The sequence below is a fragment of the Kitasatospora sp. NPDC057692 genome (assembly GCF_042799475.1).
In the GTDB taxonomy this organism is placed as follows: domain Bacteria; phylum Actinomycetota; class Actinomycetes; order Streptomycetales; family Streptomycetaceae; genus Kitasatospora.
The window spans coordinates 1-20,849 of the sequence record NZ_JBHVIV010000060.1; the positions used below are offsets into that span (position 1 = coordinate 1).

Annotated in this window: 16 protein-coding genes; 6 read left to right on the forward strand and 10 right to left on the reverse strand. The window is 73.6% G+C overall.

The genetic code is table 11. From position 1 onward, the window contains the following. Positions 1 to 377 (reverse strand): DJ-1/PfpI family protein (locus ACFVFS_RS28255; protein WP_380627532.1); only part of this gene is annotated, 377 nt, incomplete at its 3' end. 332 nt (positions 378 to 709) lie between these two features. Here ACFVFS_RS28255 and ACFVFS_RS28260 point away from each other — a divergent pair. Both ACFVFS_RS28260 and ACFVFS_RS28265 read left to right on the forward strand, forming a co-directional pair. Next, on the forward strand, positions 710 to 2,098 hold the full coding sequence (locus tag ACFVFS_RS28260) for an erythromycin esterase family protein (protein WP_380627533.1): 1,389 nt from the start codon (positions 710 to 712) through the stop codon (positions 2,096 to 2,098). Between the two features lie 142 nt (positions 2,099 to 2,240). Beyond that, positions 2,241 to 2,843, forward strand: coding sequence for a GNAT family N-acetyltransferase (locus ACFVFS_RS28265; RefSeq protein WP_380627534.1), 603 nt, complete (start codon positions 2,241 to 2,243; stop codon positions 2,841 to 2,843). A 151-nt stretch (positions 2,844 to 2,994) separates the two neighbouring features. On the opposite strand, the gene ACFVFS_RS28270 is transcribed toward ACFVFS_RS28265, so the two are convergent. The 8 genes from ACFVFS_RS28270 to ACFVFS_RS28305 all read right to left on the reverse strand — a co-directional run bounded on the left by ACFVFS_RS28270 (position 2,995) and on the right by ACFVFS_RS28305 (position 17,007). Continuing rightward, positions 2,995 to 4,179 (reverse strand): hypothetical protein, encoded by a 1,185-nt coding sequence (locus ACFVFS_RS28270; RefSeq protein WP_380627535.1) that lies wholly within the window; start codon positions 4,177 to 4,179, stop codon positions 2,995 to 2,997. Next, a complete protein-coding gene (locus ACFVFS_RS28275; protein ID WP_380627536.1) occupies positions 4,176 to 5,177 on the reverse strand; it encodes a hypothetical protein in 1,002 nt (333 codons plus the stop codon). Before ACFVFS_RS28275 ends, ACFVFS_RS28270 begins: the two co-directional genes overlap by 4 nt. A 1-nt stretch (position 5,178) precedes the next feature. After that, the gene (locus tag ACFVFS_RS28280) at positions 5,179 to 6,867 is read right to left on the reverse strand and encodes a hypothetical protein (RefSeq protein ID WP_380627537.1); all 1,689 of its coding nucleotides are present in this window, start codon (positions 6,865 to 6,867) and stop codon (positions 5,179 to 5,181) included. A gap of 60 nt (positions 6,868 to 6,927) precedes the next feature. After that, a complete protein-coding gene (locus ACFVFS_RS28285; protein WP_380627538.1) occupies positions 6,928 to 10,329 on the reverse strand; it encodes a hypothetical protein in 3,402 nt (1,133 codons plus the stop codon). Beyond that, the gene (locus tag ACFVFS_RS28290) at positions 10,326 to 12,968 is read right to left on the reverse strand and encodes a dynamin family protein (protein ID WP_380627539.1); all 2,643 of its coding nucleotides are present in this window, start codon (positions 12,966 to 12,968) and stop codon (positions 10,326 to 10,328) included. The genes ACFVFS_RS28285 and ACFVFS_RS28290 overlap by 4 nt, the downstream gene beginning before the upstream one ends. 122 nt (positions 12,969 to 13,090) lie before the next feature. Next, on the reverse strand, positions 13,091 to 13,681 hold the full coding sequence (locus ACFVFS_RS28295) for a hypothetical protein (RefSeq protein ID WP_380627540.1): 591 nt from the start codon (positions 13,679 to 13,681) through the stop codon (positions 13,091 to 13,093). Continuing rightward, entirely contained in the window at positions 13,678 to 15,783 is a 2,106-nt protein-coding gene (locus ACFVFS_RS28300) for a hypothetical protein (protein ID WP_380627541.1), read from the reverse strand. The genes ACFVFS_RS28295 and ACFVFS_RS28300 overlap by 4 nt, the downstream gene beginning before the upstream one ends. Positions 15,784 to 16,026: 243 nt before the next feature. Then, positions 16,027 to 17,007 (reverse strand): NAD-dependent protein deacetylase, encoded by a 981-nt coding sequence (locus ACFVFS_RS28305; RefSeq protein ID WP_380627542.1) that lies wholly within the window; start codon positions 17,005 to 17,007, stop codon positions 16,027 to 16,029. Between the two features lie 296 nt (positions 17,008 to 17,303). Between ACFVFS_RS28305 and ACFVFS_RS28310 the strand changes: the two genes are divergently transcribed. From ACFVFS_RS28310 to ACFVFS_RS28320, 3 genes are all read left to right on the forward strand, one after another. Next, positions 17,304 to 17,801 carry a phosphoribosyltransferase gene (locus ACFVFS_RS28310; RefSeq protein ID WP_380627543.1) on the forward strand — a complete coding sequence of 166 codons (498 nt, stop codon included), beginning with the start codon at positions 17,304 to 17,306 and terminating at the stop codon, positions 17,799 to 17,801. Positions 17,802 to 17,945: 144 nt separating this feature from the next. Continuing rightward, positions 17,946 to 18,254 (forward strand): YkvA family protein, encoded by a 309-nt coding sequence (locus ACFVFS_RS28315; protein ID WP_380627544.1) that lies wholly within the window; start codon positions 17,946 to 17,948, stop codon positions 18,252 to 18,254. A gap of 190 nt (positions 18,255 to 18,444) precedes the next feature. Next, positions 18,445 to 18,690, forward strand: a complete 246-nt coding sequence (locus ACFVFS_RS28320) for a hypothetical protein (protein WP_380627545.1) — start codon at positions 18,445 to 18,447, stop codon at positions 18,688 to 18,690. A gap of 146 nt (positions 18,691 to 18,836) precedes the next feature. Here the strand turns inward: ACFVFS_RS28320 and ACFVFS_RS28325 are convergent, their stop codons facing one another. Further along, on the reverse strand, positions 18,837 to 20,009 hold the full coding sequence (locus ACFVFS_RS28325) for a TolB family protein (RefSeq protein ID WP_380627546.1): 1,173 nt from the start codon (positions 20,007 to 20,009) through the stop codon (positions 18,837 to 18,839). Between the two features lie 294 nt (positions 20,010 to 20,303). Here ACFVFS_RS28325 and ACFVFS_RS28330 point away from each other — a divergent pair, with 294 nt between their 5' ends. After that, positions 20,304 to 20,771, forward strand: a complete 468-nt coding sequence (locus ACFVFS_RS28330; RefSeq protein WP_380627547.1) for a hypothetical protein — start codon at positions 20,304 to 20,306, stop codon at positions 20,769 to 20,771. Positions 20,772 to 20,849 lie beyond the last annotated feature (78 nt).

The window sequence follows — 20,849 nt, forward strand, 5'->3', positions numbered from 1 at the left end:
TCGTCCTTCGCCAGCCAGTGGGTGGTCACGGTCAGCCCGTTGAGCAGTCCCGCCGCCCCGAGGACGAGCGCCCCGGTGCAGACGGAGGCGGTGAAACGGGTCGTCCCGTGGATCCGGCGCACCCAGTCGATGAACTCCGTGTTGTTCAGCATCAGCCGCGCCCCCGCACCGCCCGGGACGAGCAGCACGTCGCAGGACTCGACCTCCGTGAAGCGGGTGGGCACGTCCACCCGCAGGGAACCCAGCACGTCGGCGATCCGCCCGGGTTCGGGCGCGACGAAGCGCACCCGGGCGTCGGGGACGTTCGCCAGGAGCTCGTACGGGCCGATGGCGTCGAGCGGCTCGAAGAGCCTGAAGAGCGGGATCACGATGTCCATGCCGGGGAGCCTAGGCAGGCCTCCGTGTCGTCCGGGGGCGCATCCGCGGACACGCCCGGGCACGCACGGCAGGTTCACGAGAACGGGGGGCCGCCTCGGCCGCCCGCCGACGCACGTCTCCGCCGAAGGGCCCGACGCCGCTGGAAACCCGGAGGCCAACGTACGGGGGACCGCCGGCGGCCGGGGGGTTGGCCGCCGAATCGCGTCGGGGGGTTTCCCCCAGGGAAGTCGGAGGATGTCCCCAGGGCGTCGGAGGTACCGCCACAGCGAAGATCAACTCATCGAACGCCGAGGTCAACGGCGTTCCATCGAGTTGAGGAGTGGTTGGAACGATGACGGCTGACAAGCGGATCGGGCGACGCGGACTGCTGCTGGCGGCGGCGATGGCGGCGGCCGTGCTGGCCCCGGTGGCGGCGAGCGCCGCTCCCGTCGCCTCGGCCGCCCCGGCGGGCCCGGCGGCCGCGCCCGGGGCGAACGCCGCGGACGCCCGGCAGGACGCCGTGGTGCGCGCGCTGGAGAGCGTGGCCCAGCCGCTGCGGACGACCGAGCCCGGCGGCCGCACCGCAGACCTCCGGGCGCTGGGGGAGATGATCGGCGACGCCAAGGTGGTCGGCCTGGGCGAGGCCACCCACGGTTCCCACGAGTTCTTCGCGATGAAGCAGCGGCTCTTCCGCTACCTGGTCGAGGAGAAGGGCTTCACCACCTTCGCCCTGGAGACGAGCTGGACCAGCGGCCTGCGGATCGACGAGTACCTCCAGGGCGGCCCGGGCGACGCGCGGCAGGTCGTCAAGGAGGCCCTGGGCGGCAGCCCGTGGGACCGCGAGGAGTTCGCCGACCTGATCGCCTGGATGCGGTCCTACAACCAGAGCCACCCCCGGAACCCGGTCCACTTCCTGGGCGACGACCTCGGCCTCCCGAAGCTCGGCGACCCGGCCTTCGAGCGGGTCGCCTCCTACCTGCGGCAGGCCCGGCCGGCCGCTCTGCCGCAGCTCGAAGGGCTCTACGCCGGTCTGCGGCCCCTGGACGACCTCTTCGGCTACATCGGCAAGCCGGTCGCCGAGCGCCGGGAGAACGCGGCCAGGGCCCAGCAGGCGCTCGACCTGGTCACCGTGAACGGCACCCCCGGCGACGACGCCTACGAGTGGGCCGTGCAGCACGCCCGGAACATCGCCCAGACCTTCGCCTTCGCCACCTTCGACATCGCCGACCCGGCCTCCGTCTCCGCCTCGGAGCAGCTGCGCGACCGGGCGATGGCCGAGAACACCGCCTGGTGGCAGCGCCGCACCGGCGGCAAGGTCCTGATGTCGGCGCACAACGGGCACGCCGGCTACCTGTCCACGGACACCTTCCTGTACCCCAAGCCGCAGGGCTCCTACCTGAGGGACGCCTACGGCCGCGACTACGTCGCCATCGGCTTCACCTTCGACAGCGGCTCCTTCCTCACCACCGACGCGGTCCTGACCGGCGGCTGGAAGTCCGTCACCGTCCCGCCGGCCACGCCCGACATGAACGAGTACACCCTCGACCGGGTCCGCCACCGCGACTACTACGTCGACCTGCGCACCGCCCCCCGGGCGGCCCGCGACTGGCTGGACGTCTCCCGGCCCACCTACGACGCCGGTTCGGTCTTCGTCAACGACCCCCTGCCGCAGCTCGCGATCGGCCGGGCCTACGACGTCCTCATCCACCTGAACCAGGTCACCGAGGCGCGCACGTTCTGACCGGACGCCCCGGCGGCGGTGGACGTCCGTCCGGAGCGCCCTCGACGGCACGGACGCCCTGACCGCCCGCCGCAGCCGGTGGCCCGGGGCGGCTCGCCGAAAATCCGTGGTCCCGTGGCGGAGGCGCCCGTAGCATCCGCTCATGATCGAAAACGATGGGACCGCGGACACGGAGCTCGACGAGGAGGACGCGAGGGTGGTCAGCTGGCGCAACGCGGTGGTCGGGCTCGCGGTGCTCGACGTCGACGACGCCGAGCTGCTGCAGAGCTGGCGCTCCGACCCGGTGGCGGCCCACGAGATCGGCTTCTGGCCGCGGTCGCTCTCCGCGCTGCGCGAGCGCGTCGAACGCGACCGGGACAACGAGGACCGCGACGACTTCCTCGTCCTGCTCCCCGGCGGCCTCCCGATCGGCCACATCGCGCTGACCGGCCAGGACATGGTCAACGGCACGGCCCGCGTGGAGCTGGTGCTGGCGCCCGAGCACCGCGGCCGCGGGTACGGCGGCGCGGCGCTGGACGCCCTCGTGGACCTGGCCTTCGGCGAACTCCCGCTGCATCGCCTCGCCGTGGAGACCCACACCCACAACAGCGCCGCACTGGCCGTGCTCGCGGGATCCGGCTTCGTGCGCGAGGGCGTCAGCCGCTCCGCCTGCCTGCACCGGGGCCGCCGCTACGACCTCGCCGTGCTCGCACTGCTCCGCCCCGAATGGGAGGCCCTGGACCGCCCCCGCGCCTGGGACGCCTGACCGGCCGTCCGCCCCCGGCTGCCGGTCGCCGGCCGCTCGGCGCGCAGCGTGCCGCTCGCCACATCGACGGAGCGGGCTCTTGAACCGCGGCGGCCCGGAGCCGAAAGGCTCCGGGCGCGGCGGGGTCGGGAGACCGGGGCGGTGGCGGGGCTCAGCCGCGTTCCCAGAGGCAGACCAGGGTGCGGTCGGTGTCCGCGCCGTGGGCCTGGACGCCCAGGTCGTGCAGGAACGCCGTCAGGTCGGGCGCGCCGACCCGCCAGGTCTCGGCCAGGTAGGCGCCGACGTCGGGGCGCCGGAGCAGCTCGGCCGTGGCGCCGGTGCACAGCACCAGCAGGTCGCCCGGCCGGGTGTCGACGGGCTGCCAGCGCAGCTCCAGCCCGTCGGGCAGGGCCCGTTCGGGGGCCCAGGCGGTACGGCCGCCCAGGGCCAGCTGCTCGTTCCAGACGCCGTCGCGCAGCAGCAGGGCCGTCCCGTTGCCGGTGCCGAACACCAGCTGCCGGCGGGTCTCCGCGGGATTCTGGCCGAGCGGGGACAGGGCGGCCAGCAGATCGGCGGACACGTCGCCCGGCGCGGCCTGGCGCAGGTGGCCGAGCCGCTCCAGCCCGCCCGTGGTGCCGCGCAGCGCCGAGCGCAGCAACTCGCTGACGGTGTCGGGGGAGTGGGCCTCCCACATGGCGTACGCCAGCGGTTCGGCGAACGCGCCGACCTGGGTGGCCAGGGAGTTCACCAGTACGTCGGCGGCGCTGTGGGACCAGGCGCCCAGCGGGTTGCCCGCCGCCACCGCCGACAGCAGCGTCTGCCGGGGGAACTCGGGCACGATCCGGGTCAGGAAGGCGTCGCGGCGGAACCGCTGGTCGAGCCGGTTGCGGCCGCCGCGCTGGGACCCGGCCCGGACGTGCAGGTGGCCCAGGTCGACGCCGTCGACGACGGTGTCCGGCGCGACGTCCCGGCCGATCGGGAAGGCGCTCGGTACGGCCACCGGGAACGGGCCGGTGCCGAACCGGGGACCCGAGCGGGCGGGCACCTCCACCGGCCTGGTGATCTCGACCTCGACGATGCGTTCCGGTCCGGGGACCGGGACCTCGCGGACGACCTCGGGGCCCGGCACCTCCACGTACTGGACGGGCCCGGGGATCTCGCGCACCACCTCGGGCCCCGGCACCTCCACGTACTGGACGGGCCCGGGCACTTCGCGCACCACCTCGGGCCCCGGCACCTGGATGTACTGGGGCTGGCCGGGCACCTGGACGGTGGGCCGGCGGGCCACCAGGAACCAGGTGAGGACGGCGTTGCCGATCAGGGACAGGATCAGCAGGATGACGATCACAGTGTTCACGGAGCACCTTCCTGGGCGTCGCGCAGCGCGTCGGCCACCAGCGGGCCGCACGCGGTGGCGATCAGCTTCTCGTGCAGTTCCCGCGCGTACGCGGGGTCGGACAGCCGGTCCCCGTCCAGGCCCGGCCAGTCGGGGTCGGCGGTCCGGGCCAAGCCTTGCGCGGAGGCCCGCAGCGCCGAGCCGTAACGGCGGCGGGCCAGTGCGGCGACCGCCGCGGGAGCCGAGGCGGTCCACGGCTCCAGCACCTGCGCCGCGAGGTCGGCCAGCCCGGCGTCGGCGGCCTCCCGTTCGGTGCGCGCCGCGAGGGCGCGGCCGGTGAGTACCGGGACGACGGTGAGCGCGTGCAGCGACTCGCCGAGGACCCGCCGGACCGCCGCCGCCGCCCAGACCGCGAGGTGCGGCCGGGCGCTCACCCCCAGCGTGTCCGTACCCAGCACCACGACGGCGGTCCGGTCCGCGCCGACCGCCGCCACCGCGGCCGGCAGGATCCGCCGCAGCGCGCCGGTCGCGGCCCGCGGACGGGCGGCCTCGCCGGGCGGCGGGCCCGCGGCGGCCCGCTCCAGCGCGGGGTAGTCCACCAGGACCAGCACCGCGTGCGCCTGGCGGACGAGTCGCGCGGTCCCGTCGGCCGGACGGCCGACCGCGGCCGGACCCACCGGTGCGTCCAGCAGGTCGTGCCGGACGGCGCCGGTCGCGGCCGTGTCCAGCAGCCGGACCAGCAGCTCCCGCCAGCCGGCGGGCGGCAGCGCGGCGTGCAGCAGCGCGATCCGGTGCCGGACCGGCGGGCCGTCGGCGGGCGCCGGGGAGACAGTCGCCGGGGAAACGGACATCGGGGAGGCGGACGTCGCCGAGCGACCGGCTGCCGCCGCGAGGTCCTCGGCCAGGGAGCGGCGCATTCCGGCGCGCTCGCCGACGGCGGTGTCGCCCAGCAGCCGGGCCACCTCGGCGTGCCAGCCAGGTCCGGCCGCGGGGACGGGATCCTCGGGGTGTCCCGTCATGTCAGTGCCGGAGCTGGCGGGTGGCGGCCTGGCGGGGGGAACAGATCGCCTGACCCCGCACCAGTCCCTGACCGCCCGGCGGTTCGTACGGGAGCTTGAGCCACCACAGCACCGCGTTGGGCACCCCGCCGGGCAGGATGCGGGTGTCCGCCATCGTGCTGATCTCCTTCGTCAGGTAGCTGTCGTAGGTGGCCAGTACCTTTGCGCCCTGGGCGCCGATCACGTTGTTGACGCCGTTGCGGAGCTGCAGGCGCCCGTCGTACCACCAACTGCCGCTGGTCGGAATCGGGTCGGCGACGATCTGGGCGAGGGCCAGGTCGAGCTCCGTCAGCTTCGCCAGGAAGGCCGCGCCGGCCGAAGGGGTCTTGTGCTCACCGAGCCTGCTCAGCTCGCCGAGCCAGGTCAGGACGGCCTTCTCCCAGTTCTGGGCGGTCGGTTCGTCGAGGGGCCTGATGTTCTGGAGTCCGTTCGCCCGGACCAGACCGCTGTGCGGTACCAGCAGGCTCTCCCGCACCACGGCGATCAGGTCCATGGCGTGCTGGACGATCAGGCACAGCGGCCGCTGCTGGTTGGGGAGGGCGTGCGGCGGCCGGACCGCCACGGTGCTGTCCTCCGGGTCGAGCAGACGGATCAACCGGGCCCAGAGGTCGTGCAGTTGCTCCAGCGACGAGGTCTCGGACCGCTGCTCGAACGGCACCGGGTCCAGGATGTCACCGAAGCCGGGGAGCCTGCCGGCGTCCGGCGGACTGTCCGTCCCGAGGACCTCGGCCAGCTTCCGGTGCAGGAGGTCGCTCTCGCGCACCGGCAGCCGCAGCGCGTCCAGCCGCAGCCCGCGGGCCAGTTCCCGGTGGTCGGCGGAGAACTCGCGGTTCCGGGCGATCTGCGGGTCCGGTGCCACGAGCTGGGGGCGGAAACCCCCGGACGGACGGCCGGGGCCGGACGGCCACCGGGAGTGGATCTCGCTCTTGAGCAGTCGGCGGACGGCCTGGAGGTCGGGCTCGCCGGCGGTGGTCGTCTCGTCGGCGGGGTCCTCCTCCGCAGGGGCGCTGTCGTCGCCGCCGCTGTCCGTGTCGACGTCCGGGGCGTCCGGGGCGTCCGATACATCTGAGGCGTCCGGGGCGTCCGGGACGTCCACGGCGTCCGAGACGTCCGCAGCATCGGCAACGTCAGAGACGTCCGCGGCATCCGGGTCCGGGGCGGCCGAGGCGTCCGGCCGCTCCTCGGCCGGGGGCGGGTCCTCCGGGGCCGTGGCGTCCGGAGTCGGCGACCGGTCGCCGCCGTCTCCGGCGGCCGCGGCGGGCCGGACCTCACCGGCGGCCTCACCGTCGGCCCCTCCGCCGGACTCCCCGTCGCCGGGGACGGCGGCGGCACCGGAGGACGCCTCCTTCACCTCCCCCAGCCCCCCGTCCGCGCCCGCGTCGTCCGCCGTCGGCAGGGCGCGGCAGACGACGTGGACGAGCTCGTCCAGGTGCCGGTGCGCCAGGTACAGGGCCTCGTCCCTGACCTGCTCCGCCCACACGTCGCGGAGCGTGCCCGCGACCCGGGCGAGCCGCTGGTGCAGGTGCTCGTCGACCGGCGCCAGTGCCAGCAGCGCGTCGGCGAAGGCCACCGCCTCCCGGTGCGCCGCGGCGGTGCGGTGGTCGATGGTGGCGTCATCGTGGACAGAGTCCGCGGAGTGAACGACGTCCATGTCCGTGCTGATCCCTTTCCCTCGTGGTCCGTCGGGCGGTGCGCGTGGTCCGGCGGTGGGTCAGTGCCTGCCGCTGAAGGGGTTCCAGTCGGGGTAGAGGCTGTCGAGGTCCTGCGTCATGAGCGCGGAGTAGACGGTGCCGGGGTGCGCCTGGACCGTCCGCAGGTCCTTCGCCTCCAGGAACGGCGGCACGGTGGCGTGCACCCGCAGCCGGCCGAGGCTGTCCACGCTGAGGTAGCGCGAGGTGCGGCGGGGGCCGACCGGGGCCTTCAGCCGGCCGAGCGGGTGCTCCGTGCCGTCCTCGGTGACGCAGGTGAAGACGTACTCCTTGGCCGAGGGGACCGGTGCGAACGGGATCAGCAGACCGGGGACCGGCTCGTCCGGGCCGGCCAGGTCCTGGCTGTGGTGGAAGGTGTCCGGCAGCCGCTCGGTCAGCTTCGCCGTCTCCGTCCAGTGCGGCAGGACCTCCACCGGCTCGGTGAGCACGCCGTCCCGGTTGATGCCGGCCATCGTGACGCGGCCGGCCAGCCCGGTCAGGTGGCCGTCCTCGCCGAGCCGGGCGCAGCCGAGATCGGCCAGGTCGAGGTAGGGGCCGTCGACGACGTGGTGCGCGTGGTCGCCCTGCCGGAAGTGGATCCGCGGCTCCAGCCGTTCGTCGATCTCCATCATCATCCGCACCACGGGGTCGACGCCCTCGGACAGCCGGCCCGCCCACAGCTCCTCGTCCAGGGTGACGCCCTGGTCGAGGGCCTTGCGGCGGACGTCGTAGGTGCCCCAGCTCATGCTGATCTCACCGTTGAGCGGCCGGTGCAGGTTGATCGACCAGTCCGGCCGGAGCCACGGCGAGCGCACCGCCAGCCGTCCGCCGGGCACCGCGTCGTACGGGGTGCCGACGGCGAACACCAGGGCGCGCTCGGCGTTGTTGTCGATGAGGCTGAAGTCGCAGGGCAGGGTGGCCGACAGGTCGCCGACCTCGATGTCCACCGTGCTGGTGCGCAGGTTGTCGGCGTCGTCGTCGGCCCGGAGCCCGGAGCGGGTGCGGGCGAGGCTGCGGGTGTGCGCCCAGGCCGCGCCGATCGAGGTGGCCTGTTTGGCGAACGGCGCCTCCACGTCGATGGCGGCGGGGTTGTGGAACACCGGCCGGCCGTTGGCCAGGGTGCGCGGCGCGATCTCCTCGGCGACCGAGTCCAGCACGATCTGCATCGAGGTGCTGCGCCCGCACAGGATGATCCGGTCCAGGGTCAGGGACGGGTCCTGCCCGAACCGGCTCTGCACCAGTTCCACCGCGATCGCCGCGGCCTCCCGGAAGACCGGGACGGCGAGGAGGGCGAAGTCCTCCCGGCGGATGTCGAACAGGTGCTCGGTCTCCCGGCGGTCCAGCAGGGCGCGAAGTCCGCCGGCCCGGTCCTGGTCGGGCAGGTCGTTGAGCCAGCCGATCACCTGGGTCCGGGTGACCGTCCACACCGGCTCCGCACCGTCGGCCGGTGCGCTGCCGAGCAGGATCTTGGCCCGCTCGGCGTCCGCCCACACCTTGCGGAACAGCGGGTTCTCCAGGTTGGCGCCGGGCTCCCAGCCGGTCGGCAGGATCGCCGCCAGCACCGCCGTGACGCTCTCCGGGGCGAGGGTCTTGGGCAGGACCTGGCCGGAGAGGTGGCCGAGCACCTCGGCGGCCAGCTTGCGCGGCGGCTCGGTCGCGGTGGCGGCCAGCGCGTCGGGGAGCAGGCTGAGCAGCTCCTGCCCGAGGCCGGGCGAGTCCGTGCTCCAGCCGCCGCCGGCCGCCGCGCGCTGCTCCTCGTGGGCCAGTTCCAGGAGGTAGTCCGCGAACGCCGCCTTGAGCAGGTAGTAGACCCGCAGGGTGAGGTAGTCGCCGCCGAGGTCGGGGTGGCCGGAGGAGCCGAGCACCTCGGGGCGCAGCTCGTAGCGGCGGCCGCGGACCCGGGCCTGCTCCTTGGTCATCGGCTGGCTGTAGTCGGTGAGGGTGAGCCCGAGCAGGGCGATGTCGGTGGTGCCGCCGCCGATGTCGACGACCAGCATGGTCTGGCGCCAGGTGTCGTGCTCCTGGCCGGAGAGCTTGTGGGAGGCGGCGCGCAGCGCCTCGACCCCGGTGCCGGGGCTGCCGGCGAAGTCCCGCATCACGAAGAACAGCCCGGCGGCCACGCCCTCGTCGTAGCGCAGCACGACCTGCTGCAGGCCGCACTTGTCGAGCAGCAGGTGCTCCAACCGGTTCTGCGCGTCGGGCGGGGTGGTCGTCGGATGGGTGACCACCAGCTCGGTGAGGTGGCGCAGTTCGCCGGTCTGCGGGTGGCGGATGTTCTCCTGGGTGCTCTCGATCAGCCGGACGAACGCCAGCGCGATCAGGTCGTCGGAGCTGTGCTCCACGTCCGCGCCGAGGCCCGGCACCGGGATCGGGCCCGGTCGGCGCAGCCGGCGCTTGAGCCCGCGCACCGGGGAGCTGGACTCGTCCATGCCCAGGGTGAGCCGCCCGTCGGCGACCGTGAGCACGCTCGGCACCTCGTACGTGGTGGAGGCGCCGGTCAGGAAGTCCACCCGGCGCAGGCCCAGCCGGGCCAGCGGGGGGACCCGGAAGGCCCGGTCGTAGGCCGCGTGCAGCCGGGGGACCAGCCACTCGCTGAACCCGGCGGTGCGGGCGAGCTTCTCCAGCTCGTGGGCGGTGCCCTCGACCAGGGCCGCGGCGGGGCCGTCGGCGAGGGTGAGCAGCTCGGCCAGCCGCCGCGGGGTGCGCTCGCCCGCCGGCTGGCCGGCCAGCACCCGGGCGGCGAGCAGCTCGGCCGCCGCCGCCCAGGCCGGCGGCGTCGCGGGCTCGGCACCGGCCGCGCGGTGGACGACCTCGGCGAGCGAGGCGCCGAGCGAGCGGCCCTGCTCGGGGTCGATCCGCCAGATGACGTTCTCCTCGCCGTTGTAGACGGTGGCGGTCGAACCGGTGTTGCCGAAGTCCACCGCGGCGAAGTTGTTGAAGACCAGCCCGGGGCCGATGTGCCGGGGTATGCCGTCCAGCAGCGGAGCGGCCTGCTGCGGGCCGTCCTCGGAGCTGAAGGTCAGCTCCACCGACCCGAAGTCCTCGGCCTGGACGCCCTTCTCGTTGCGGTAGATCAGCTGCCACGTGACGCTGACCCGCACGTCCCCGGCCGGGGTCTCCGGGGGGCGTACGACCTCCGCGGGCACGACCAGCCCGGGGATCACCACCAGCCGGCCGTAGACCGGCAGGTTGTCGGGGAAGGGCAGCGCGGTCCAGTTGTTCTGCAGCCACTGCCGCAGCGGCGCCGAGCCGTCCGCGGTCTCGATGATCCGCAGCTCCTGCGGATAGCCGAGCAGGTTGTCGTAGGACTCCAGGACCACCTGCGGCAGGACGTGGCCGCCGTCCTCGCGCGCGGCGCTGGTGAACGCCTGGTCGGCGCCGGTGAGGCCGGGGACGGCCTCGAACATGACCTGAAGAGTGCTCACTTCTCCTGCTCCCAACGACGCAGTACGGCCCGCAGCGAGCCGTTCTCCTCGGACCCGTCGGCCGCTCCGCCGCCGTCGCCCGCTTCCCCGCCGCCCGCCGCCCCGGCGCCGGCGCTGATCATCTCGGCCACCTGGAGTGAGTCCGGCACCGCGCGCGCGTTCTGCTGCACCAGCTGGATCAGGCCGGTGAGGGCGGCCGACAGCATGTCGGTGAACGCGGCCGCGGCCTGCTCGTACACCGCCGCGACCAGCCGGCTGCGGAACAGCGCGACCACGTACTGGCTGCTCTCGGCCTCCCGCCGCTTGGGCGAGGGGTCGTCCGGGTAGTCGTGGCTCCACGGCAGCACGTGGTCCGGGAGCTGCGGGAACCCGGTGATGTCGGTGGGCGCCAGGGCCGCCGCCGAGGTGGTGGCTGCGGCCGTCGCGGTCGGGGGGAAGTACGCGGTCGTGGTGAGCACCCGCAGCTGGCTGACCCGGAAGGACGGGGGCACCCGCGACTCCGGGAGCTGCGCGAAGAGTGCCTCCAGCCGGACGCCGGTCTCCTCGTCGGCGAGCCACGCGTGCACCTCGCCGAACACCTCCTCCTGTTCGGCGGCCCACGACTCGGCCCACGCGGTCAGCTGCTTCAGCGCGTCCTCGCGCAGCGCGGTCACCGTCCGCACGTAGTGGCGGTGGAAGGCCGCCGTGGTGTCGGCGTCCCGCTCCTGCGACTGACCGGCCAGGTTCTTCAGGAACTCCTGCTGCAACTCGGGCGGGAGCACCCGCACGTAGTCCGGGACCTCGGTGCTCGACACCGGGGCCTTGGTCACCACGCCGTCCTCCAGGGCGGCGAACAGCTCGTTCCAGAGCGGCCACGAGAACACCTTGGTGACCGCCTGCCGCTCCAGCCGGGCCAGGACCGAACCGCCGCTGCCCTGGCGCGCCTTCGCCGGGTTGCGCAGCTCGTTGAGCGCCGTCATCAGCCGGCCCGCGTCGGCCCCCAGCCGCTCGAACCGCTCGATCAGCTCAGCGTGCTCCGGACTGCCCTCGGCGACCGAGTGCGCCCTGGTCCGCGCGTCCACCGTGCGCCAGGCCCGGTGGGTGCGCCGGAACTGCTCGCCGACGGTACGGCGCTTGAGCCGTACGCCGTGGGCCTCGATGTGCTCGGCGATCATCGCCCGCAGGGCGAGCAGCCCGCCGTCGCGCGCGTACTCGCCGAGCTGGCGCACCCAGTGGTGGCCCGGGTCGGCGAGCGCGATCCGGTTGGCCAGCTCGCCCCATTCCCGGCGCCGCTTCGCCATCGCCTTGGCCGCCTCGGGCGTCATGGCCGAGAGGTCCGCGAGCGTGCAGTCGAGACCGGAGCCGTCGGTCGCGACCGCGGCGAGCACCGACACCGGCAGCGCCCGCTCGATCCGTTCGAACAGCAGCTTCCCGGCCTCGACCCGGAACATGTGCAGCGCCTCGGAGGCGTCCGTCGCCGTGGCACCGAGCGCCACCGTCTCGGCGGGCAGCTCCGGGGCGTTGTGGGCGTCCCACTTGTTGAAGGCCATCAGGATGCTGTCGGCGAGCGTGTCCCGGTGATGGCCCTGCGACTCCATCTTCCCGTAGAACGTGCCGACCAGCCGGGAGCCCATCAGGTCGCCGCGGGGGACCACGAGGATGGTCTCGACGTTCTTCAGCTGGGACAGGCACAGGTAGTCGTCGCGGCGTCCGGCCGCCCCGAGGCCGGGGAAGTCCAGCAGCAGCGCGCTGCCGTCCTGGGAATCGACCGCCTCCCAGGCGCCGGGCCGGACGTCGACCTCCATGTCGATCCGCCGGATCAGCGGCGACAGCACGGCCCGGTACTCCTCACCGAGCGCCGCCCCGGTGCGGGAGGCGTGCTCCAGGGCGGCCTCCAGGCTCTGCCGGTCGAGCTTCTTGCGCAGCGGCGACCGGGCCGGGTACGGCGCGCCGGGGTCGTCCGCCTTGCCCATGTCCGCGAGCGCCCGGGCGACCGCGGTGGACATCCCCACCGTGCTGCCGAACAGGTCTGGGTCGACCGTCAGCAGCGCCTCGCTGAGCCGGTGCATCTCGCGGACGCTCTCGCGCAGGGTCTCGTCGTCCTGCGGGTGCGTCCAGAGCGCCTCGCGCGCCCAGGTGTCGAAACGCTGCCAGGTCCGCGGATCGCGCCACAGCGGGGTGGCGTCGGTCGCCGGGGTGGCGATGGCCGCCAGGAACTCCTGGAGCGGCCGGCGGTCCAGCCCCTCCTTCGACCGCTTGAAGTCGGCCGACAGCTCGTTCGCCATGTAGGTGAGGCAGCCCAGGACGTCGGCCGGGCTGAGGAGTTCGGCCACCGCCCGGTCGCCGAGCGCGGTCGGCCGGTCCGGCGGGCCGCTGCGCAGCCGCAGGGCGGTCACCTGCGCGGTGGTCGCGCGGTTCGCGGTCGGCAGCAGGTCGGGCTTGCCGAGCAGGGCGCCGATCAGGCTGGACTTGCCGGCGGTGAACTCGCCGACCACGCCGATCGCCACCGGGGTGGTCGCGACCCTGATCAGCTCCTCCGTGTGGTGCAGGGCGTCGCGGAAGTCGTCGGCGGCCTCCTCCGGTACGTCCAGCGGATCCGGCGCGGCCTCTTTGACCTCCTGGGCGAACCGCAGTGCCTGTACCGGGTCGTCCCATTTCACGGGCGTGCTCCTTCACGGGTGGTGCCGGGTGCGTGGGCTTCGGTGGGTGCGGAGTGCGGAGTGCGGAGTGCGGGAATGCGGTGGGTTCGGGCTCGGGTGGTTCGGGCTTCGGCGGTGCGGGGTCACGAGTTGTAGAGGAACAGCTCCATCCGCAGGGTGCCGGAGGCGGCGTCGAGGTCGAGGTAGCCCCGGTAGAACCCGGGATCGGTCGGCAGCAGGCCGTGCCCGCCCTGCCGGATGGCCTCGGCCGCGGCCACCGCGAAGGCGCTGCTGGCGTTGGACGTGGGGTCGCACCTGCCGCAGCCCCCGGCCGTGCCGAAGACGAAGACCATGGCACCGCGCTTCTGCTCCCCGTTCAGCGCGGTGGTGACGGCGTCATTGATCCGGCGGGCGGCGGCGGCCTTGCGCTCCGGACTGCCGTTCACCAGGTCGTCGGCCACCGACTGGTCGGCGAGCAGGGCCAGGTTGCGGCTCTGCGGGATCATGCCGACCGGAGGCGTCGGGGTGGGGGTCTGCGTCGGGGTCGGGGTGGCCGTCGGCGTGGACCGGGACGGCGACGGGGTGAGGGCCGCGGTCGGAGTGGCGGTCGGCGGCGGGTCCGAGACGACGGCGGGTGTCCGGGTGATCTGACCGCCGAGCACCACCAGCACCAGGATCAGCAGCAGGTCGGCGAAGAGCCAGCCCGCGAGGTGCGTGACGCCGGTACCCCTCACGACGGGCTCCCCGGCTCCGCGGAACGCGGTCCGGCCGGGGGAACGTCGCGCGGGGGCCGGTCGTCCGGCCGTGCGGTCGGCGGAGAGGTGTCCTGCGGAGGGGTGTCCTGCGGCGGGGTGTCCTGTGGTGGGGTGTCCTGTGGTGGGTCGGTGTGCGGGCGGGGGTCCTGCGGGGGCGGTACGACCCGCGGGTCCCGGCCCTGCGGAGGGACGGCCCGCGCGGGCACGTCGTACGGGGGCCGGGCGTCCGCCTTGCCCAGGCGGACGGCCTCCGGACCGGCGCCGCCACCGCCGCTGCGGTCGCCGCTGCCCAGGCGGACGACCGTGCGGTCCAGGCCGCCGACGCTCGCGTCGAGGGCGTCCACGCTGCCGTGCAGCGTGCCGACCGTGGCCCCGAGGCGCTCGGCGGTGCCGTCCAGGGTGACGACCGCCGAGCCCAGGTTCTCCACCCCGGAGTCGAACACGCCGACGGTCGAGCCGAGGGCGCCCGCGGTGCCGTCGAGCACCGTCACGGTGCCGTTCAGCGAACCCACCGTGCCGCCCAGAGTGCCCACCGCGCCGCCGAGTTCGCCGACGCTGCCGTCCAGGGCGCCGACCGTCCCGCCGAGCGTGCCCACCGTCCCGCCGAGCGTCCCGACGGTTCCGTCGAGGCTGCCGACGGTCCCGCCGAGCGTGCCGACCGCCGTGTCCAGGGTGCCCACGGCGCGGGTGAAGTCGGTGAGCGCGGCCTCCACGGCGCCGCCGGCCTGCTGGAACTGCCGGCTGAGCTCGACCGCCGCGGTGGCGATCGCCAGGTGGTAGGTGCGGGCGATGTGGTCGGCGCCCGTGCCGAGGGTGTGTTCCAGCCAGCCGGAGAGCCCCTCGCCGGCCAGGCCCAGCCGGTCGCCCGAGCGGTCGAGCGCGGCCGAGACGGTCCGCAGCTCGTCCAACAGGACGGCGAGCGAGGCGTCGGCCCGCTCCGAGGCGCCGCCGACCAGCCGTTCGCCCTGCGCGGCGGCCCGGGTGACCAGCTTCTCGACGTTCTCGCCGATCTCGCCCATCCGCAGGCTCGCGGTGTCCGACAGCACCGTGACCGTCCGCGTCATCTCCCCGGACAGCTCCTGCACCGTCCGGACCGCGTGGTCACCGAGGGCGCCGACGGTACGGGCCGAGGCGTCGGTGGCCTCCCGGATCTCCTGCACGCTCTCGGCGGCGGCCTGCGACAGGTCCGCCCGGGTGCGGGCGACCTCCTCCCGGACCAGCTGCGCCACCGCGTCGGCCGCGGCCGTGCTCCGCTCGGTCGCGGTGACCAGCCGGTTGCCGCTGTCGGTGAGCCGGCCGGCCGTGCCGTCGAGCACCGCGGACGCCTCGCTCAGCTGCTTGGTGCTGCGCTTGGCGGTGCGCAGCAGTTCGACGGTGCTGTCGGCGAGCGACCTGGTGGCGGCGTGGGTGTCGGCGGCCCGGTCGAGCAGCGGGGTCAGCTGCGCGGCGGCCCGGCTCAGTTCCGCGACGAACCTGGCCGGTGCCTCCAACCTGGCCGCCGACAGCAGCAGCTGGGCCTCCGTCAGCAGCGGCGGGAGCTGGGCGACGGCGGCGCCGAGCGAGGCCTTCCCGGCCAGGTCGCCACGCCGCCGGACGAGTTCGGCGGCCAGCGTGGTGCCGAGCAGCAGGAGCAGCGCCGCGATCGTCCACCACACCATGGCGCCGAAGGTGAACAGCCCGCTGAGGTGGCCGCCGAAGCCGTCCTGCCACAGGTCGAGGAAGGTCCGGCCGTCGGCGAGCTCCCGCCCGGCCTGGGTCGAACGCAACTCCTCGTACGCGCCGGTCGCCCGGCTGAGCCCGAACCAGGTGATGCCGAGCGGCACGAACACCAGCAGCGGCGGCGCGTGGGTGACCGCCTCCCGCAGCCGGGAGGTCCGGTCCGCCGGGGTGTCCGGGGCGCGGTACAGCTCGGGGCGGCCGAACAGCGCCATCAGGTCCAGCTGCGCCCAGGTGTCGACGTCGGCGGCGAGCGCGTCCTGGGCGTTCGCCGCGGCCGTCTGCCGGTCGGCCGGCGCCTGGCCGGCCCGTTCGTCCACCGCGAGGGCCAGCCCCCGAAGGCCCCGACGCTGTGCGGCAAGCACGGGCAGATCGGCGACGGTTCTCAGCCGTGCGCCGAGCGTGCCCCCTGAAACAGAATTCTGGCCCAAAACCGCCCCCCAGGCAGCAGGGCGCGACCGCCTGGTGCGGCGTCGACCCCGGAAGTCCAAGTGTGCACAGTTCCTTCGTCGGCTGTGGCTGATTCCGGTAAAGCCGGGGGCTTCAATTTTCGCGTGTACGACCGTTGTTGCGCTGCTCGTAGGGCTGCGGCCACCTTGCCGCGGTTGTCATGTCCGGCCGGGCGGAAGGACGTCCGCGCGGGCGCGCCCGTGATCGCCGGACGGTTCCCGGGCGGCGGCCGCGCGATCGTCCGACGGCGGCGCGGACGTAGAAGTCAAGCCACTCGCGGTGCCCAGCAACCGGGCGGCCTCTGTCATCGCCGATCCCAGCGGCAGATCGAGGCGGAGCGCGGCGAGGTCGTCGCCGCGGGTGGGGCCCTGGTTGACGATGGCGACGGGCAGTTGCGCCCGGGCGGCGCGGCGCACGAAGCGCAGGCCCGACAGGACCGTGAGCGAGGAACCGAGGACCACCAGCGAGCTGGCGGCGTCCACCAGTTCGTAGCAGTCCGCGACCCTGGCGGCGGGCACGTTCTCGCCGAAGAACACCACGTCCGGCTTGAGTACGCCTCCGCAGTCCGCGCAGGGCGCGACGCGGAAGCCGTCCACCAGCTCCTGCGCGAGCTGCGCGTCACCGTCCGGTCGCAGAACGGCGCCGGGGCGGCGGAAGCCCCGGTTCAACTCGTCCAGGCGCATGTCGAGTTCGGCCCGGGAACTGGTGCGGCGACAGTCGAGGCAGATCACCCGGTCGAGCCCACCGTGCAGCTCCACGGCCTCCCGGGTGCCGGCCGCGTGGTGCAGCCCGTCGACGTTCTGGGTGATGACCGCCCCGATGTGCCCCGAGCGGCGCAGGAGCTCCACCGCCCGGTGGCCGGCGTTCGGCCTGGCCCGGGCGAAGAGCGGCCAGCCGGTGTGGCTGCGGGCCCAGTAGCGGCGGCGGGCGGCCTCGCCGCCGGTGAACTCCTGGTAGGTCATCGGCGTTCCGCTGCGGTGGCGGCCGGTGGCACCGCGGTAGTCGGGGATGCCGGACTCGGTGGACAGCCCCGCCCCGCTGAGCACCACCGCACCGCGCCGGTCCAGCATCCTCACCAGATCCGCGAGGCCGCCGGAGCTCGTGGGGGACTCCGGGGCGCTGGCTTCCGACGCGTTCATACCGCCGAGGGTAACTCCGCCGACCGGCCCCTGTGCAGGGGCCGCTGTGCGGGGGCTGCTCGGCCCGGCAGGCCCCTCGTGACGAAAGAATCTTCAGCTCCGGACGGTGGGGTGACCTCACTTGGAGCGGTCTTGGCCGAAGAATCTCCTGCCCGGGCGGTGGCGCGGGCCGTTCCGGCCGTCCCGGCCGGGGCGGGGCGGGCGTACCCGCCGGCGCCCGGGACGAGGCCCGCCGTCCGGCTCGCCTCAAGGGCCGGGTGTTCGTCGTCGGGCCGACGACCGTGGAGAATGTCCGGGTGAGCGATGTACGTGAAATCCTGGATTATTCGACGTTCGGCCGTGCGGTGCGCGAGCTGGCGCAGGCGGTGGCGGATGACGGGTTCGAGCCCGATCTCATCCTGAGCATCGCCCGCGGTGGTGTGTTCGTGGCCGGAGGTCTGGCCTATGCGCTGGACTGCAAGAACATTCACCTCGTGAATGTGGAGTTCTACACGGGGGTGGGCACGACCCTCGACATGCCCGTGATGCTGGCACCCGTTCCCGAGGCGATCGATTTCACGGACAAGAAGGTCCTGATCGCCGACGACGTCGCCGACACGGGAAAGACGCTGAAGCTGGTGCGCGACTTCTGCCTCGGCCACGTCGCCGAAGTGCGCTCGGCCGTCATCTACGAGAAGTCGCACAGCCTCGTGCAGTGCGAGTACGTCTGGAAGCGGACCGACGACTGGATCAACTTCCCGTGGTCGACGGAGGCGCCGGTCGTCCGGCGCGCGGGCGGCGTCCTGGACGCCTGACCGGGGCCGCATCCGGAACCGGCCTGCGGCGTGCGTCCGGCCGGATCCGTCCGGACGATCACCCGCGGGTCGGCCGTGACGGGTTCGGCCGGGGCCTCCCGTACCCTGGGCAGGACTGTGCGGGCGCGAGCGGGAGGTGTGCCGATGGACGGCGGCAGCGTTCTGTGGTGGGTCGTCGGTGCCCTGGCGGCCGCGTCCCTGGCGATCGCGGTGGTCCTGGTCGTGAAGCTGGTCCGAACCCGGAGGCTTCTGGCGTCGACCGGTGTCCCCATGTCGGCCAAGTTCCTGTTCTGGGCATCCATCGCCTATCTGATCAGCCCCGTCGACCTGCTCCCGGACCCCGTCCTGCTGGACGACATCGGGCTGCTCCTGGTGGCCCTGCGCACCCTGCACAAGGCCGTCGGGCAGGCAGCGCGCGGCTCCGGCGACGCCGACCGCTACGGGTCGGCCTGACCGTCCCCGGAAAGTGGACGTCCGAAGCGCGCCCGGGGCCCGTTGCGAAGGCGGTCGGCCTTTGCCACGATCATGGTTCGGCACGAGGGGATGGCGGACCGCAATGGGGCAAGAGTCGAAGGCTTGGTACGGCGCCAGAACCTTCTACAGATGGCTGAACTGGGAAGGCCGTCCCTACGAGGAGCGTGTCGTGCTGTTCCGCGCACGGTCCCTCGACGAGGCCGTGGAACTGGCCGAGCGGGAGTCGGCCGAGTACGCCCGGGAGGGCGACCTCGAAGTCCTCGGCCTGGTGCAGGCATACCGGATCTCCGACGGCGGCGAGGAGGTGGGCGCGGGTACGGAGGTGTTCTCCATGCTTCATTCGCTCGACCGCACGAGGAACGCGTTTCTCGACCGCTACGACTCGGGACCGGCGCACACGCAGATCAGTGAGTGATGTCGTTCGCGAGGTTCGGTCCGGCAGAAGGGCGTCGATGTCCGCGCTCGACCACCCCCACCTTGGCGCCGGCCGTGCGCCACGAAGCGGCAGTGCTGGCCGCAGCCATCAGCGAACGGCTTGGACCAGCACTTTCGCAGCAGACCCTAGTCAGCCGGTGTGCGGTTGACGGCGGCTCGGAGCTGCAGCCAGGTCGGGTCGGTCGCGGCGGCCTCGGTCACGGTGGCGAGGTCGCCCTGGGACCAGGCGCCGCTGCCGTCCGTGATGACGAGGTGGGGCTCCAGCTCGCCGTCCTCGGGCACGTCGTCGGTCGATGCCCGGAACGCCGCGGCCTCGTCGCCGAGTACGGCGGGGGCAGTCGGGTGCACCGACAGCAGGACCAGTTCGCCGTCGGCGCGGGCGGCCAGCAGGTGGCCGGTCGCGGTGGCGGTGAGGGCGGAGAGCGGGAGGCCGGAGAGCAGGTCGTGTTCGACGGCCGACCGGGTCGTGACGTCCAGTTCGATCAGGGTTCCGGTGGGGGAGCCGATCCAGAGCACGCCGGGTGCGGCGCCGAACGCGAGGTTCTGGCTCGGCCACTCGCCGGATTCCCCGGGCTCGCCGAGCGAGGTCGACAGGACCCTTCGCAGGGAGGGGAGTTCGAAGACGTCCACGGAGTCGAAGTACGCGTTGCCGCGGATCGCGAGGTGTCGTCCGTCGGCGCTGAAGAGTGGGGTTCCGTATCCGTCGACGTCCAGGATCAGGGTGTGCCGGAGCTGCCGCATCGCGCCGCCGGCCGGGCGGGCGAAGAGACAGAAGGTGGCGTCCTGGTCGCTGACCAGGGTGGCGAGGAGCGCGCCGGAGGGGTGGGCGGCGACGCCGGTGTCCCAGCCGCGGGCCGTGGTGGTGGCGCCGGTGGCGAGGTCGAGGACGTCCGAGGTCTCCCATCCGGCGGCGGACGGCGAGGCCCAGAGGTGGCCGCCGTCGGGGCTGAACGCCAGGGAGTTGTAGGGGGCCGGGGAGGGTTCGACGACCGGCGGTCCGCCGGGTGTCCAGCGGGTCAGGGTGCTTCCGTCGGTGACGAAGAGCAGCGGTTGCTCGGGGTGCCAGGCCAGCGGGAGGCACCCGCCGGGCCGCCGGGCGGACCGGTCGTCCGCGGGCTCCGGACCGAGGTCGACGGGAGCGAGCTCGCGGAGCCGCCCGTCGGCGAAGTCCCAGATCCGGACCAGGCGGCTGCCGGCGGCTGTGGCGGCCGCCAGCGGGAGGCGCGGGTGGCAGGTCAACTGCTCCACCAGGGGGCCGCCGCCGGCGTGGACACGGGCCAGGACTGCGATTTCGGTCATGGGCTCACTGTAGGGCCGGGGTGTGACGGAGCCCGGCGGATTCACCAGCGGCCGGGGGCCCGGTCGGCACGGGTGCGCAGGGCGGGGCTGCGAGCACCGGGGGCACCGTAGGGACGGCGGTGTGACGGAGTCCGGCCGGCTCACCGGCTGTGCAGGGGTGAGGTGCTGGGCCGTGCTTGTGCCGGGCGCGGCCGGGGCATTTACTGATGGTTTCAAAATGATCTGCAGTTGAGGTCGGGGAAGATCATGATGTGAGAGCACACGGATCCTCGCGACCGAACGGAGCCCGCATCGATGGCAAGGCCCCCTGACGCATTTCAGTCGATCACGTTCGCGGCCTGGCGTGACCGTCTTCCTGGGCAGGACTACGCCTCCAGTCGGTACTACGTCACGCTGGCGGAACTCCTTGTGCGCCTCGGGAGCTTTGGGCTCGGCCTCACCTGGAAGGTGCGGATCGACGATGCTCGACTGGTCACCAGGTTTGCCGACATCGAGAAGGCTTCCTCCGGTGCCGGCATCGGCACCCTGGAGCTACTGGCCCTGGTCACGCCGGACCTTCAGTTTGTTGACGCCGACTTCGCGGGGTACGCAGGTGACGAGCTGAGGGTCGTGCTGAGGGAGTTCGACAGCACGAGTTGGGACCTCTGCACTGCGGATGCCTCGGTAGTCCAGGAGATCCGCCAGCACTACCCGGACGCGGTGCCGACTCCTGAGGATGTTCTCCAGGAGATCCCCTGGCCAACCACCCGGCGCGAGATGTGAGCCAACGCTCGTACTGATCGCTTCTGGGTGGGTTGACCTGTGGGTCTTGCGTTCGACGATCTTGGTCTGCAGGGTGTC